Origin of the sequence: Vibrio panuliri (assembly GCF_009938205.1) — a bacterium.
Taxonomy (GTDB): domain Bacteria; phylum Pseudomonadota; class Gammaproteobacteria; order Enterobacterales; family Vibrionaceae; genus Vibrio; species Vibrio panuliri.
In genome coordinates this window covers 310238-325751 of record NZ_AP019655.1, presented here as the reverse complement: position 1 = coordinate 325751, position 15514 = coordinate 310238, and the positions used below count along the sequence as shown (strand labels likewise).

The window sequence follows — 15514 nt, the reverse complement described above, 5'->3', positions numbered from 1 at the left end:
AGCCGTCCCCTGAATCCTGCACCTTAAAATCACTTGAGTATCACCAACTAAAAAAAAGCCTCTAATCCGATAACCGATTAGAGGCGAAAGTATGCAAAACGGAGTAATGAGTTTTTTCTTAACCGCGATAATAACGTTGCGGAACGAACGGCATTTTTTCAACAGTCATTGCAAGCATTTTGCCGCGAACTTCGGCAAATACCGCCGTGCCGACTGCTGCAAACTCGGTTGCAATATACCCCATTGAAACAGGTTTACCGGCATTAGGGCCTGCCGTACCACTGGTCACAATACCAATCTTGTTACCATCGGCATCAAACAGTTCTGCTCCCTCACGAACAGGCGCTTTTGTCTCTCCAACTAAACCGACTCTTTTACGAGTTACTTGCTTAGTTTCAATTTGCTCTAGAATAATATCGGCCCCAGGAAATCCACCTTGGCGCTCACCACCTAAGCGACGAACCTTTTGAACTCCCCACAACAAGCTGGCTTCTACTGGCGTCGTAGTTTCATCAAGATCGTGACCATAAAGACATAGGCCACACTCCAAACGCAACGAATCTCGCGCTCCTAAACCAATCCATTCCACTTCTTCTTGCGCAACTAAATTCTCAGCGAGTTCCGCAGCCTTTTCATTGGGCACGGAAATCTCGTAACCATCTTCACCGGTATAACCACTGCGAGAAATAATGCACTCAACCCCCAGCAACTCATATTTTTCGACATCCATAAACACCATATCGGCGACTGCTGGTTGCAAACGCTTAAGTACCTCAACCGCTTTGGGGCCTTGCAATGCTAACAATGCGCGATCAGTGATCACCTCAAGTTCAACACCTTCAGGCAAGGTTGCTTGCAGATGGGCGATATCTTGTTTCTTACACGCTGCGTTGACAACAACAAATAGGTGATCCCCTAGGTTTGCAACCATAAGATCATCCATAATCCCGCCTTGAGGATTGGTGAAAAAGGCATAACGCTGATTACCAACTGGCAGGTCAACAATATCGACTGGCACCAATGTTTCTAGGTATTCGGCCGCCCCACTGCCCTTTAATCGCAGTTGCCCCATATGGGAAACATCAAACAAACCCGCTTGCTCACGTGTGTGTAAATGCTCTTTCTTAACGCCAAGTTTGTACTGCACAGGCATATCATAACCAGCAAACGGCACCATCTTTGCCCCGGCTTCAAGGTGTAATGCATGCAATGGCGTGGTCAATAGCGCTTCGTTCATGTGATGTCTCCAATATCCGTTTCGAGTTCTGCTTGAGAAAACATGTTTCCGATAATAAACATGATAGGGCAAATTTTGCACGACTAAACTTTAATCACAACGTCAAAGTGTGACATTTAACATTTTTAGAACATCACTTAGAGGCTGACACTTCTAGTGTTTTGCTTACACAAACAAAAAAGAGCTGGCCAAAACCAACTCTTTAAATAATGCTGCTTACCTGTTTTCCAATTGGAAACAACTGGGCTATTTTGCCGTTACCCATAAAATATGGGCATCTTCTTGGCTAACTGATACCAACATATGTCCCATATTGGCGTCGTAATAAACGCTATCACCCGCTGCCATTTTGACTGGCTCATAAAACTCAGAATAAAACGTGACTTCACCAGACAAAATCAGCAAGAACTCTTCGCCATCATGCCTTACCCAATCACTATACTCATCAAAACTGCGCGCTCGTACACGGCTTTTAAAAGGCATCATTTTCTTATTGAGTAGTTGAGTTGCCAGCAGCTCATGCTCATAAGTTTGGGTGGGATGCGGCTTACCCTGCCCCTCACGCGTTAAATCTCGACGCCCTGTTGCCACCTTTTTCTCCGGGGGTTCAAACAACTGTGGCATATCAATTTGCAAGCCATGCGCCAATTTTTGCATCGCTTGAAACGTTGGGGAAATCTGCTCATTTTCAATTTTACTTAAGGTAGAGCGAGCAAGACCTGTGCGCTGACTCGCCTCTTCCAGAGTAATGCCAAGCCGACTACGAATATCTTTGATTCGCTCCCCTAGCTTCAGCGGCGCAATAGATTGATCTTGGCTCTCTTTTGCCAAAGTCAACGACGGGTATTCATCGTAGATCTCTTCTGACATGCATCCCCCATGCGATTACAACTTCCTGTCTTTATCTCATTGTGCAATAACACATCGTAATAAAAAAGGATAAAAGTTCGCCAATTCGTGTTGCCGTTAACAAAATTTGAAACTAAGTTTCCTATAGGAAATTTTTGGTTGATTGTTTTTACATCAACCGCTATGTTACCAACTTGTTAGTTAGCGAGATGCTATTGCCATCAATTCTAGAGTCAGATAAGCGACCAGTTAAGATGGGTTTACCCACTTTGGGATGAAATTGAACGTGCTGCCAAACTCAACTGAGTAAGTAGAGAAAGTCATTTACAGAAGCAAGTTAACCCTTGCCGACCATTAAGGAAGGTCACTGATTATGAACCACCGTTATCAAAATCATCATCTAGAGAACTTCTTCTCCACTCAACTTTCCGCCACCGATGATGCCGTATTTGCTGGCATTCAAGCGGAGTACACACGCCAAAATGAACAGATAGAGCTGATCGCTTCTGAAAATATCGTTTCTAAAGCGGTTATGCAGGCGCAAGGCACTTGCTTAACCAACAAATACGCAGAAGGTTATCCTGGTCGCCGCTACTACGGCGGCTGTGAACATGTCGATACCGTAGAATCTATTGCGATTGAACGTGCCAAAAAGCTATTCAATTGTGACTTTGTTAATGTCCAACCTCACTCAGGGGCTCAAGCTAACGGCGCGGTCAAACTCGCACTGCTGCAACCGGGTGACACCATCTTGGGGATGTCTCTTGATGCGGGCGGTCATTTAACTCACGGGGCAAAACCGGCACTATCCGGCAAATGGTTTAACGCGGTGCAATATGGCGTTGACCGTAACACACTGGAAATAGACTACGAAGCCGTGCGCCAATTGGCTTTAGATAACCAACCAAAGATGATCATTGCTGGCGGTAGCGCCATCCCTCGCACGATAGATTTTGCCAAGTTTCGCGCAATTGCAGACGAAGTTGGCGCACTTTTGATGGTCGATATGGCTCACATCGCAGGGCTAATCGCAACAGGCGCTCACCCAAGCCCATTACCACATGCACATGTGGTGACAACGACCACACACAAAACCCTACGCGGACCACGCGGCGGGATGATCCTCACTAATGACGAAGCGATCATAAAGAAAATCAACTCAGCCGTATTCCCGGGCCTTCAAGGTGGGCCGCTCATGCATGTTATCGCCGCAAAGGCGGTGGCTTTTGGTGAAGCTTTGGGACCTGAGTTTAAGACTTATATTGATTCGGTGATCGGAAACGCAAAAGTTCTTGCGGAAGTATTGCAAACTCGCGGATGCGATATTGTAACCGGTGGCACCGATACACACCTAATACTGGTTGATTTAAGGCCTAAGGGGCTCAAAGGCAATCAAGCAGAACACGCTTTAGAGCGTGCCGGTATCACATGTAATAAAAATGGCATCCCTTTCGACACAGAGAAGCCTATGATTACATCGGGGATTCGCTTAGGCACCCCTGCAGGTACAAGCCGCGGCTTTGGCGTAGAAGAATTTAAACTGATCGGTAATTGGATTGGAGACGTGCTCGATGGGTTAGTTGAGAACCCAGAAGGCAACGCTGATGTGGAACAACGTGTTCGCAAGCAAGTTAAAGAGCTCTGTGCTCGCTTTCCGCTTTACCAATAAAAAATTAAATTTGGAGATTTAGCAATGGACAAAACCCTGAAGTTTACTGATAGCCACGAGTGGGTACGTGACAATGGTGACGGTACTGTCACTATCGGTATTTCTGAACATGCACAAGAGATGCTAGGCGACGTGGTTTTCGTTGACCTACCAGAAGTGGAAAATACCATTGATGCTGGTGACAGTTTTTCACTCGTTGAGTCGGTAAAAGCGGCCTCAGATATCTATGCACCAGTTTCTGGTGAAATCGTAGAAGTAAATGAAGAGTTAGAAGACAGTCCAGAGCTTATCAACGAAGAACCGTATGACGGTGGTTGGATCGCAAAAGTTAAGCTGTCTGACCCAGCAGAACTCGACGATCTAAAAGACGCCGAGGAATATCTCAGCTCGATTGAAGAAGAGTAATTAAGGAAACAGCAAAAGCTGCCCGTGTTAAGTGGGCAGCTTTTTTTAAAGGTTCGTATTAGTCATCGTGAGGGGTACTCAACGCTTTCGCAGAATACGCACCTTATAAGAAGGTAAAGGACAATGACAACACTACTTCAAAGCCTCAGCACGCAACACGAATTCGTTGCTCGCCACAACGGACCAAACCAAGCAGATCAGCAATCAATGCTGACAGCGATCAATGTTAGCAGTTTGGATGAACTGATCGCCCAAACTGTGCCTGCGCAAATTCGATTGGAGCAACCACTTAAACTTGCACCAGCGCAAAGCGAAGCCGATATGCTTACTGCCATGAAGCAGTTTGCCCAGCAGAACGAAATCAAGCGCACTTTTATTGGCCAAGGTTACTACAACACCTTTACACCAAACGTCATTCTGCGCAACGTGATGGAGAACCCCGGCTGGTACACCGCTTACACGCCGTATCAACCTGAGATATCTCAAGGTCGATTAGAAGCGTTGCTTAACTTCCAGCAAATGGTGATGGATCTCACCGGTATGGAAATCGCCAACGCCTCACTGCTCGATGAAGCAACGGCGGCTGCAGAAGCAATGACGCTGTGTAAACGCGCAGGCAAAAGCAAGAGCAATACGTTCTTTGTCGCGTCAGATGTGCACCCACAAACAATTGAAGTGGTGAAAACGCGAGCCAAGTTTATTGGTTTTGACGTGCTTGTCGATGAGCTTGACTCTCTGCCTAATCACGATGTATTTGGTGCTTTAGTTCAATACCCATCAACCACGGGCGAAGTTCGTGATATCAGTGATCTTATCGCTCAAGCCCAAGCCAACAAAACCGTGGTTACTGTTGCCACCGACCTACTCGCCAGCGCACTACTCAAACCAGCAGGTGAAATGGGTGCTGATGTGGTGATTGGCTCAGCCCAGCGCTTTGGCGTACCAATGGGTTATGGCGGTCCGCATGCCGCATTTATGGCAACCAAAGATAAGCATAAACGCACAATGCCTGGGCGTGTGATTGGCGTGTCGATTGATGCCAATGGTAACCAAGCCCTGCGCATGGCAATGCAAACTCGTGAACAGCATATTCGCCGCGAGAAAGCGACATCAAACATCTGTACTGCGCAAGCACTACTCGCCAATATGGCGGCTTTTTACGCGGTTTATCATGGCGCAGAAGGGTTGCGTACCATTGCCCGTCGCACGCACCATATGACAGCTATCCTCGCAGCAGGCTTGACTAAAGCAGGCTATGAACTGGCTCACAACAGCTTCTTTGATACCATCACCATTAACACCGCAGGTAACACTGACGCACTGTATCAAAAAGCACAATCCGCGGGTATTAACTTACGCCTACTCAAAACGAGCCAGCAGCTTGGGGTAAGCTTTGACGAAACAACAACAATTAGTGATGTTGCCGCATTGTTCGCGATTTTCGATGTGCAAGAGAACGTTGCAAGCCTTTCAGCAGACATCGAGAAAAACGAGTTTGCAGCAATTCCTGAAATTTGCCGCCGCGATTCCGATTACCTAACTCATCCTGTGTTTAACACTCACCACAGTGAAACACAGATGATGCGTTACCTAAAACAGCTTGAAAACAAAGACTTCTCGCTCACTCACGGCATGATCCCACTCGGCAGCTGCACCATGAAGCTCAATGCAGCAGCTGAGATGATCCCCGTTACTTGGCCTGAATTTGGCGCATTACACCCATTTGCGCCAATCGAGCAGGCTGCTGGTTACAGCGCACTAGCAAAAGATCTTAAAGACAAGCTGTGTGAAATTACCGATTATGATGAGTTCTCACTTCAACCTAACTCGGGTGCGTCTGGTGAATACGCCGGTCTTATTGCGATTCAGCGTTACCATGAAAGCCGTGGCGATGCCCATCGCAACGTGTGTTTGATCCCAAGCTCCGCGCACGGCACGAACCCTGCTACCGCCTCAATGGTTTCCATGAAAGTGGTCGTAGTGAAATGTGATAACGAGGGTAACATCGACCTTATTGACCTAGCCGAGAAAATTGAGAAACATCGCGAAAACCTCTCAAGCATAATGATCACCTACCCTTCAACCCATGGCGTATACGAAGAGCAAGTGAAACAAGTGTGCGAGATGGTGCATGAAGCTGGCGGTCAAGTGTATCTAGACGGAGCCAACATGAATGCGCAGGTAGGATTGACCACCCCTGGGTTAATTGGCTCGGACGTGTCTCACCTTAACTTGCACAAAACTTTCTGTATTCCGCACGGCGGTGGCGGCCCAGGTATGGGGCCTATCGGCGTAAAATCACACCTTGCCCCATTCCTACCCGGCCATATTGAAAATGGTGTGGAAGGTGAAGACTTTGCCGTGTCAGCAGCAGACCTTGGCAGCGCCTCAATTCTGCCTATCTCATGGGCATACATCGCAATGATGGGAGAAGTGGGTTTAACAGAAGCCACTAAGGTCGCCATTCTTAACGCCAACTACGTGATGGAACGACTACGCCCACACTACCCTGTTCTTTATCGTGGAACGAATGGCCGTATTGCACATGAGTGCATTATTGATATTCGCCCACTCAAAGAGGAAATTGGCATCAGCGAAGAAGACATCGCTAAACGCTTAATGGACTACGGATTCCATGCGCCAACCATGTCTTTCCCTGTTGCGGGTACACTTATGGTAGAGCCAACGGAATCTGAAGATTTGGAAGAGCTAGACCGCTTCTGTGATGCAATGATCGCCATTCGCCACGAAATGGACAAAGTGAAAAATGGAGAGTGGCCGCTCGACAATAACCCGTTGGTTAAAGCACCACACACTCAAGTTGATCTATCAGCGGATGAATGGACGCGCCCATACTCACGTGAAATTGGTTGTTTCCCTTCTAAAGCGACGAAACAGTGGAAATACTGGCCGACGGTTAACCGCGTAGACAACGTCTACGGCGATCGCAACCTAATCTGCTCATGCCCAAGCATCGATAATTACGAAGATTAGGTTTTGTAGTTGAGGGTAACTAATTAAGTTGGTTAACTTCTAACAATTCAAAAGCGAACCCTTACAGGTTCGCGTTTTCTTTTAGTTCGAATTGAAGATGATAAGCCACGGCGAAACAGAACAAACTCTTATACATCGTAATTGAAACTCATTTTTGGACAAAAATGAGCTAGATGTAGCATTCGCCTTTTCTTTACAAGAATACGAGAGTGCATAATTCGCACCCTCATGGCTTTAAATTTAAAGCACTTTCTCACATTCCGTTTTGATCCACTCTGGCGTGCCTTTCGTGCCACCATCTAGCGCAAGGATTTGTGGGACAACATAGTTCCAAGCTCGATTACATTGCTCATAACTTGGCAATGCTTTAAGTCTTTCAATCCATGCAACAATGTTGGGGTATTGTTGGATAATGTGCTGATAGTTTGAGTCGATTTCTAAGGCAAAAATATCTGATACATACAGTAAATCAGCAGCACTTACCTCATCACCACAAAGATAAGGCTTTCCTTCTAGCATTTTATCTAACGAGCTAAACATTGTATGTATGGCTTCTAGTTTACTTATAATTTCAGCTTCTGATGGTCTGTCGAAACCAAGGTATGCTGGCATTAGTAGCGCTGGTAGGAAGTAGTCCAGTGTTAGCACTTTGCGTAAGTTGGTGTGATACCAAGAAAGGTGCTTATTCATAACTGCTTTGGATTTCACATCACGACCAAACCACTTATCACTACAACCATTAATGTCTGTTAAGTAGTTCATTATCGCTGTTGCTTCTGAAAGGCAAAAATCTCCGTGGCGCATAGCAGGAACTTGATGCAAAGGGTTCACTTCTAGAAACTCTTCCGACATATGATCACCACGTGTTAACCATGTGTATTGCACTTCAATATCAATGCCTGCCTCTAGTGCTAACCAATAAACTGCACGGCTTGGCTCTGAGGTTGGATCGTGAAAAATGATTACTTTATCGCTCATCATGTACTCCTACTTTATCGTTTCAAGGTAGGCCATAGCGACCTGTTTGGCTTCTTCGTTCTTTGTAATGTTCTCTTTCACACGCATTTCTAAATAGATTACAACGCACTGTTCAAGCGCAGCAATAAGAGAGCCCTTCTCTAACACCGCGACTGTTTTAGCGAGTTTTGAGGCAAACTCAGGTAGCCGTTTTTCAAGTGTACGTACACCTGATGGCGTTAACCCCGCCTGTTGTAATGCTAATGGTGAGAGTGCCGTAATGCGTAAGAAAGAGATAAATTCTAGGGTTTCAAAGAGTTCACCACGAGCAATCTTCGTTGCGGCATAATGAACCCAAATCCACATTCTATCCTCAATCCACTGCGCATCTGGTTGTGGGTACTGAGGCTCTTTACTAGCAAAAGCATCATGCAAACAACTTCCTCGCTGCCACAATATTTGAGTATCATCTACACGTTGTGCTGCATCAGGTAGAGCAACGAACTTAAAGTCAACATGAATAGGGTTCGTGCCACCAAACAGAGAAACAACAAGCCTTGGTTCACCAACATGCTCTCCAGTGAAAGCAGCAACTAAATCTTCAAACTGGTTCAGAATCTCAAAACGTTGAGCCATAACTTCTTCATGGTGTTTCGGTTCAACAGCAATAACAAAATCGAGGTCACTGAACTCATCCATTGAGTCAGAAGCATAAGAACCGCTGCAACCGACTCCACAAATACGTGGGTCTTTAGATAACAGAGCGACAATACGCTCTAGTACAGCTTGATGACAAGTAGGAAGGGATTTTGGAAATTTCATTTTTTACCTTAAATCTGGTTGACGAATCGCAACTGCTGGTGCGGTAAAATTTACGCAGCATTATAAAATCTCTAAATTACTTCCAAAAAGCAACAAAAGAATAGATAACTCGTTTTGGGGCAAAACCTCCTTAGCTTTTTACTCTTCGCTATCTTGCTTGGTTAAAACAGGTAACTGGAAAGAGAAAGTGACTCCCTCCGTATCGTCATCATCTATGTGGCGAATCATCTCGACCAAATAGCCATTCACATCTAACTGCAAGCCTTGTTGCTTAACCACATTAAACAGCGCTTCTAAGGCTGTGCTGTAGGCAACATCCGACACCAGATAAACATCGCTACACAAATAGTATCCCTCTGGAATGGTCATATCGTAACGCTCTTTAGCAACTTGCCAGTTGCCAATTTCAACGTCGATATCATCCCACTTGTTTCTCATCTGCTTAATCGGTGTCGCACCCATCAGTTGTGTTGATTTCTGGCCGTACATCTCAAACACTGTATCCCAATCAGGGTCGTCTAGCTTGAGCTTCTGCATACCACGCTCTGGATACCAAACCAATTCTGTTGGCATCGACTTAACCAGTTCTTTTTCAATTGAAGACTGCACACCCGGATGCGCTAATCTCTGGATGAACTCGGCGGTCTCCTTGGGTGTCGCACTGTAGCCCATTTCACGAATGTGCTTTGCCGTCACTCCTAACTCACGCTTAAGCGCCTTGCCTAGCGACTGTGACGATGAGAATCCACAATACTGAGCAATCTCAATGACACTCCATGGCTCGTCATTGATCAATAGGCTGACAGCTATCTGTAAGCGTACTCGGCTTAGGTAGCGCCCGGGGGTTTCATTAAACAATTCAGTAAACTGGCGATGAAAATGGTATGGAGATATTGCGCTCTCAGTCGCTATCTCTTCCCAAGTACGACGCTCACCCCACTCTTCATGCATTAAGCTAAGCGCGTGGCTAAAGCGCTTTTGAAGGTGTTCCGGCAAAGACTCCACCAAGGCAATCTCTGGCACCAATTTAAAACCAGGTACTGAGTGATAGTCAGGCTTGCTCTGTTGCGTCATACGGTCTTTGTTTTCAGGCATAGAATCTTGTGTCTGTCGGCTTGATTGAATTTGCTCGCTTGGTTTCACTATCGTCGTTGTCCTTTATAAAATCAATCACGAGCGTTCCAAAGTGAGCTGTGCTGATAAATGTGGTTCTTGTTCGATCGGTTCTTTTTCAATTAGGTCTTCAACTTGAGGCGGTTTGCGGCAAAACAAACCAAGCAACACGGGTATCAAAATCAGCGTTACCGCTGTGGCAAATAGCTCACCAAACACCAACGACACCGCCGCAGGCTTTAAGTATTGTGCCTGCTCCGCGGTTTCGCTTAGTAACGGTAACAAACCACACACTGTGGTAATCGTGGTTAAGAAGATCGCTCGCAAACGGCTGGTGCCCGCAATCACCAACGCTTTCTGTAATGGCACGCCTTGGCGATATTCAGCGTTAAAACGCGTGATCAGCACCAACGAGTCGTTAATTACGATGCCCGTCATGGCCATCATGCCGAACATTGAAAGAATGCTGATTGGCAAATCCATCATGTAGTGACCAAAAATAGCACCTGCGAATCCAAATGGTATTACTGCCATGATGATCATTGGTTGCCAGTAGGATTTCAAAGGCACGGCCAGCAAGATATAAATCATCAACAACGTCAAAATCATTGCTGATTTAAAGCCATCCGACACTTCCCCTATCTCTTCAAACTCACCACCCGCTTTAATCGTCACACTGGGATATTGTAGATGTAGAGATTCAATCGAATCTTCGAGTTGTTCACGTGTTTTCTCTGGTGATTGCAGATCTCGGTTTTGCTTCCAGTAGAGGTTGATCACTTGTTCTCGGTCACGGCGGTAAACCACTTGCGGCTCTTGCTCATGATGGAAATCAGCGATATCGCCAATCATGACACTACCACCGCTTGGCAACATGATAATGGCTTGTTGCAGCTGAGCTAAGGTTTTGCGCTCATCTCTTGGGTATTGCAGCAGCACCTTGGTCTCTTGTCCGTTTTCTAATAGGCGATGAACTTCCCTTTCCCCAAACGCTTCACCTGCGAGTTGAGCCAGCGTGGCTTGTGTTAGTCCAAGCTGTTGACCATATTGATTCAACACCAAACGAACTTGCGGCAAGCCATCTTGACCATCATCGTAAACATCCGAAACGCCTTTTAACGACGCGAGAGTATCTGCTAGCTGTTTACTGACACGAGACGCCAACTCACGATCGTTAGAAGAGATGGTTAAGAATGTGCCACCAGCTGGCTCCTCTGCCGCGCTGAATTTAACCGAGTAAGCCCCTTCGATTTGCCCTGTGCTTTCGCGCCATCGCTTCAACAGTAAGTTACCGGGCAAAGAGCTTAAAGATTCATTGGTGAGCTCGGCAGTGACTTCAATTTCACCATAACCATCAGACCAAGCGAGTAGGTTTACCACAGGCTTTTGTTGCAGCAGATAATCTTCCATCAAGCCTTTCTCAACCTGAGTCATCGCTTGCTCTACCTGCAACAAAGCTTGGCGCTGAAGTGGCAACGGCGCACCGTCTTCTAACTCAATAACCGCTGTGATGTAGCGCCCCGGAATCTCAGGAAACAGAGCACTTCGAATCGCACCATTTGACCACATGCCATAAGCCAATGAGATAAGTGCTACAAACCCAAGTAAAGACGCCACTTTATAGCTAAGTGCGAACTCCAATACTGGCTTATAGATATTGAGATTGAACCACTGCAAACTGCCTTGCGCGGCATTCTGAACCTTGGCGAAGATACTTGTAGATGACTTTTTCACTGAAAGCTGAGCCAAGTGTGACGGTAGAATAAATTTGCTTTCAATAAGCGAAAAGATCAAAGCGAAGATCACCACCGCTGAAAACCCAGCAAGCACCTTAGCTAACTCATTGTTAATCCAAAGCATTGGCGAAAATGCCGCAATGGTCGTCAGCACACCAAACACGGTTGCCACCGACACGGAATGCACGCCCTGCCAAGCCGCAGTTTTTCCATTTATCGTTGAGGAGCCATTTAGCTTTGGGCCACCGGAATGACTAGGATTGCCAGTCCGTTTTTCGTGAATCGCTTCCCCTACCACAACCGCATCATCAACCAACACGCCAAGAACCAAGATAAAACCAAATAGGGTGATGTCGTTGATGCTGTAGTTAAAAAGCTGCATTGCCGCGAGTGTTCCAGTAAGCGCAATCGGAATCCCCATCGCGACCCAAAACGCGAGTCTAATCTCAAGAAATATCCCGAGTAAGATCAGTACAATTAACAAGCCTTGCCACGCATTTTCGCTCAAACGAAACAGTTGCTCTTCGATATAAGGCGCCATATCTGCCATGGTATTCAGCTCAATATCCGAAGGAAGAATCGCGCGTTGCGCATCCAATGTTTCGCTTATCGCTTCACTGACTTTAAGTAGATTATCGGTTTGGCTAGTACTGACCAATAAAGCAATGGCATTAGAACCATTGTTACGCACGATAGAGCCGCTGTATTGGTAGCCACGGCTAAGCTTGGCGATGTCTCCCAAGTGTATTTTTCCGTTGCTTCCCGAAATCACGACAAGATTATTTAGCTTCTGCAAATCATCGGCATAGCCGTCACCACGAATCACCATTCGGCCTTTGTCACTGATAAGCTCACCACTACGAGACTCTAGCGAACGCTGCTCTACTAAACTTGCGAGATCTTCCAAGTTCAACCCTAATGCTCTCAGTTGGTCAGGATCAGGCTCAATAACCAACTGAGGCTTTCGAGTTCCCCAGTTTGATACCTTTGAGATTTGAGGGTTTTTCTTTAACGCTTGTTCAAGTTGCTTGGCAATTGGTTGTAGCTCATCATCGGTTCTTGGACCGGACACCACCACAAACGCCGCTAAATTGGTAAATTCGTTACGCACCACTTTAGGCCTTTCCGCACGTACTGGGAAACCATTGATGGCGTTGACTTGGTTACGAATGTCATCCAACAGTTTGTCTAAGTCTGTGTTGCTGGTTTTACGCACCACGACTCGTGACAACCCAGCACTTGATTGGCTAGTGATCTGTTTGATGCCTGCAATACCACTGATCGACTCTTCAATTCGTTGAGTCACGCTCTCATCGATCTGTTGTGCGGTACCGCCCGGGTAAGCCACGGTAATGCTGATTGATGACGGTGCAATTTGTGGAAACGACTCGACACGTAACTGCCCAAATGCCAGCACACCGCTGATAGCGATCGCCATCATCAACAAATTGGCAGCGACTGGGTTGTTAATAAACCATTTTGTCATCCAACTCATTGGTTTGATTCCTTAATCTGTGCTGCATTAGATTTTCCAGCGAGCATTGCTTCAACATGGACTTCATTGAATCTAGGCGCGACTTGTTTACCAATTAACATTGAAGAAAGTGGATATTGCACCACTCGGCGTGCCTTATCACTTTGATCATTGAAGCGAATATCTAATTCTTGGCTGCCTTGACCAATAAGCGTTACCGACTCTTTTCGCAAACGGTCGTTGATATCTAACGTCCACACGTATCCATCTCGTGTCATCGCGCTAAGAGGCACACTTACCACGTTTTCCTGCAACCCAAGACTCACTATGGCTTGAACTTGCTGATTAGGGAAAAGCCTTGGTTTGTTTTGGTAAGGATCTTCAACCGATAGCACCACTTGCCTTTGACGAGTAACAGAGTCGACTTCAGGAGACACGTAGCGCACCTTAGCCGGCCATGTATTTCCAGAACGGCTTACCACATTAATACTCGGTTCAACCAATGCGGCTTGCACTTGCTGCCAGTGCATTTCAGAGATCGGAAGCTCAACATCAATTGAGTCGCTGGCAGCTAACTCAAAAGTCACTTGCCCCGCCTCTACCCACTCTCTCGGGCTAATGTGGCGCTTCATGATGACAGCATCAAAAGGTGCAGTGATAACCGACTCTTCCAATAGCTTCTTCGCACTTACATACGCCTGTTTGGCTTGTTGCAGGTTGGCTTTTGCAGCGAGCACTTGGGGCTCTCTACGCGCAAAAGACGAACTTTTGCTTGGGTTGAGCATTTTGAGCGCGACGGTTTGCTCATGCTTAGCTTGTTTCAACTCAAGCTCCGCTTGCTTTAACGCACTCAACGCTTGCGCTAAGTTCGCATCGACAGCGCTGGTATCTAACCTCGCCAACACATCGCCCTTGTTAACTAAATTTCCCGGTTCAATGCTTTCATTCAGCCATTTTAGTTGCGCACTTGTCGACGCTTTCAGTTGAATTGGCCAACGAGCAGCGGTTAAACCTAATACCGTTAACGTCGATTCATGTTGCGAAGGTGTCACCTTCAACACGGAAACCGGTGCCAATACCGCTTGTTTCTTAACAGGCTCTACCGACTCGGGTTCCAGTTCATCGACAACAATCAAGGCAACAAAGATAGCCGCACAACCGACTAATAGAGAAAACGGCTTTTTAAACTTCATAAGGCATCTCCTTGGTAGCCTGTTGGAGTGAGGTATGATTGAGTCGCTGACTGATTTCAGTAAGACGAGAAAGGGTTTGTAGCGTAATTGGTAGCATCACTGCGGTTTCAACAAACTCCAGTGAATAAGTAACGATGGAGAATACTTGCCCAGCAGTCGGCTGAACAAGCTGACTCACCATCCACAAATTACCCACTACCGAGCCAAACAACACAGTAAAAATCAGTCCGTAAACAATGGCTTCAGTATCTGAAAGCTTGATTTCACACTGTTTAAGTCGCTCAAAGTGCCAACGAAGCGCTGACAAGCGAACGCCGCTCAACAGTTGAACCTGCTGCTCAAGTTGGTCGTTAAATTGGCCATTGAGTCGCGTGAAGGTTCGGTGGAACAAACCATAGATCACGAGCATCAACAGCCCTGCAAACAACATGCAAAGCGCCAATAAAAAATGGAATGTAGAGAGAATCACCACCGTCGCAACAAGCTGAACCACAGCCGTCATCAAAGCAGGTAAATCATCTTCTAAGAAATCAACCAGTTCGCGCGACATAGTTAGCCGAGCACCTTTGGTTGAGACAGACAACCCTCGCAGGTTTCGCTCAACGATATTCGCCAGCTTTACACGAATCGCCCCATAAACGCGGGTATCGTAAAATCGACGCACTACACTGAGAATTACCAATACAAAGAAAATCAATGCCAGCATCACTAAAGGCTGGAAGCTTTGGTTTAACACACCGTCAATGGCATAACCAATAAACAGTGGCATCAGAATAATCATCACGTTTTCAGCCAAAACCATTAACCAGGTCGCAGCGACCTTTAATGGGTGAAGCCGAACAACCGTCAGCAGAGAGATGGGATATTTGAATAGCATTATTGAGCCCACAAATGAATATGGCGTAAGTATTACCAATTCCGCATGGGAAAAAGTGTCCCAGATTGCTGCATTGAAAATTACATGCAATCCAAAGGGCACAAACTCAAGAGACGACGAGCTTAATTACAATTGTTCATGAGAAGTTCAGAGTGAAAGAGACTTTGGTGTGATGGACGTATGAATAG

11 protein-coding genes are annotated in these 15514 nt (G+C 46.3%); 3 read left to right on the top strand and 8 right to left on the bottom strand.

What is annotated here, in order from left to right; translation table 11 throughout:
- Positions 1–118 precede the first annotated feature (118 nt).
- Positions 119–1237, bottom strand: coding sequence for a glycine cleavage system aminomethyltransferase GcvT (gene gcvT, locus GZK95_RS16325; RefSeq protein WP_075715979.1), 1119 nt, complete (start codon positions 1235–1237; stop codon positions 119–121).
- A gap of 246 nt (positions 1238–1483) precedes the next feature.
- Positions 1484–2107 carry a helix-turn-helix domain-containing protein gene (locus tag GZK95_RS16320; RefSeq protein ID WP_075706042.1) on the bottom strand — a complete coding sequence of 208 codons (624 nt, stop codon included), beginning with the start codon at positions 2105–2107 and terminating at the stop codon, positions 1484–1486.
- Between the two features lie 352 nt (positions 2108–2459).
- Between GZK95_RS16320 and GZK95_RS16315 the strand changes: the two genes are divergently transcribed.
- From GZK95_RS16315 to gcvP, 3 genes are all read left to right on the top strand, one after another.
- Positions 2460–3755 (top strand): serine hydroxymethyltransferase, encoded by a 1296-nt coding sequence (locus GZK95_RS16315; RefSeq protein ID WP_075715980.1) that lies wholly within the window; start codon positions 2460–2462, stop codon positions 3753–3755.
- Positions 3756–3779: 24 nt separating this feature from the next.
- A complete protein-coding gene (gcvH, locus tag GZK95_RS16310) occupies positions 3780–4160 on the top strand; it encodes a glycine cleavage system protein GcvH (RefSeq protein WP_075706040.1) in 381 nt (126 codons plus the stop codon).
- Between the two features lie 123 nt (positions 4161–4283).
- Positions 4284–7154, top strand: a complete 2871-nt coding sequence (gene gcvP / locus GZK95_RS16305; RefSeq protein ID WP_075715981.1) for an aminomethyl-transferring glycine dehydrogenase — start codon at positions 4284–4286, stop codon at positions 7152–7154.
- A 240-nt stretch (positions 7155–7394) separates the two neighbouring features.
- Here the strand turns inward: gcvP and GZK95_RS16300 are convergent, their stop codons facing one another.
- The 6 genes from GZK95_RS16300 to GZK95_RS16275 form a co-directional block, all read right to left on the bottom strand.
- Positions 7395–8135 carry a glutathione S-transferase family protein gene (locus GZK95_RS16300; RefSeq protein WP_197740186.1) on the bottom strand — a complete coding sequence of 247 codons (741 nt, stop codon included), beginning with the start codon at positions 8133–8135 and terminating at the stop codon, positions 7395–7397.
- Positions 8136–8141: 6 nt separating this feature from the next.
- Positions 8142–8933, bottom strand: coding sequence for a nucleotidyltransferase domain-containing protein (locus GZK95_RS16295; RefSeq protein ID WP_075715983.1), 792 nt, complete (start codon positions 8931–8933; stop codon positions 8142–8144).
- A gap of 138 nt (positions 8934–9071) precedes the next feature.
- Positions 9072–10007 (bottom strand): helix-turn-helix transcriptional regulator, encoded by a 936-nt coding sequence (locus GZK95_RS16290; RefSeq protein ID WP_075715995.1) that lies wholly within the window; start codon positions 10005–10007, stop codon positions 9072–9074.
- A gap of 96 nt (positions 10008–10103) precedes the next feature.
- Positions 10104–13277, bottom strand: a complete 3174-nt coding sequence (locus tag GZK95_RS16285) for an efflux RND transporter permease subunit (protein WP_075715984.1) — start codon at positions 13275–13277, stop codon at positions 10104–10106.
- A complete protein-coding gene (locus tag GZK95_RS16280) occupies positions 13274–14449 on the bottom strand; it encodes an efflux RND transporter periplasmic adaptor subunit (RefSeq protein ID WP_075715985.1) in 1176 nt (391 codons plus the stop codon). Before GZK95_RS16280 ends, GZK95_RS16285 begins: the two co-directional genes overlap by 4 nt.
- Positions 14439–15326, bottom strand: coding sequence for an ABC transporter six-transmembrane domain-containing protein (locus tag GZK95_RS16275; protein ID WP_075715986.1), 888 nt, complete (start codon positions 15324–15326; stop codon positions 14439–14441). The genes GZK95_RS16280 and GZK95_RS16275 overlap by 11 nt, the downstream gene beginning before the upstream one ends.
- Positions 15327–15514: the final 188 nt, after the last annotated feature.

Excerpts from the sequence above, each read along its gene's own strand:
- gcvT (WP_075715979.1), bottom strand. The coding sequence starts at position 1,237 with ATGAACGAAGCGCTATTGACCACGCCATTGCATGCATTACACCTTGAA.
- GZK95_RS16320 (WP_075706042.1), bottom strand. The coding sequence starts at position 2,107 with ATGTCAGAAGAGATCTACGATGAATACCCGTCGTTGACTTTGGCAAAA.
- GZK95_RS16315 (WP_075715980.1), top strand. The coding sequence starts at position 2,460 with ATGAACCACCGTTATCAAAATCATCATCTAGAGAACTTCTTCTCCACT.
- gcvH (WP_075706040.1), top strand. The coding sequence starts at position 3,780 with ATGGACAAAACCCTGAAGTTTACTGATAGCCACGAGTGGGTACGTGAC.
- gcvP (WP_075715981.1), top strand. The coding sequence starts at position 4,284 with ATGACAACACTACTTCAAAGCCTCAGCACGCAACACGAATTCGTTGCT.
- GZK95_RS16300 (WP_197740186.1), bottom strand. The coding sequence starts at position 8,135 with ATGATGAGCGATAAAGTAATCATTTTTCACGATCCAACCTCAGAGCCA.
- GZK95_RS16295 (WP_075715983.1), bottom strand. The coding sequence starts at position 8,933 with ATGAAATTTCCAAAATCCCTTCCTACTTGTCATCAAGCTGTACTAGAG.
- GZK95_RS16290 (WP_075715995.1), bottom strand. The coding sequence starts at position 10,007 with ATGACGCAACAGAGCAAGCCTGACTATCACTCAGTACCTGGTTTTAAA.
- GZK95_RS16285 (WP_075715984.1), bottom strand. The coding sequence starts at position 13,277 with ATGAGTTGGATGACAAAATGGTTTATTAACAACCCAGTCGCTGCCAAT.
- GZK95_RS16280 (WP_075715985.1), bottom strand. The coding sequence starts at position 14,449 with ATGAAGTTTAAAAAGCCGTTTTCTCTATTAGTCGGTTGTGCGGCTATC.
- GZK95_RS16275 (WP_075715986.1), bottom strand. The coding sequence starts at position 15,326 with ATGCTATTCAAATATCCCATCTCTCTGCTGACGGTTGTTCGGCTTCAC.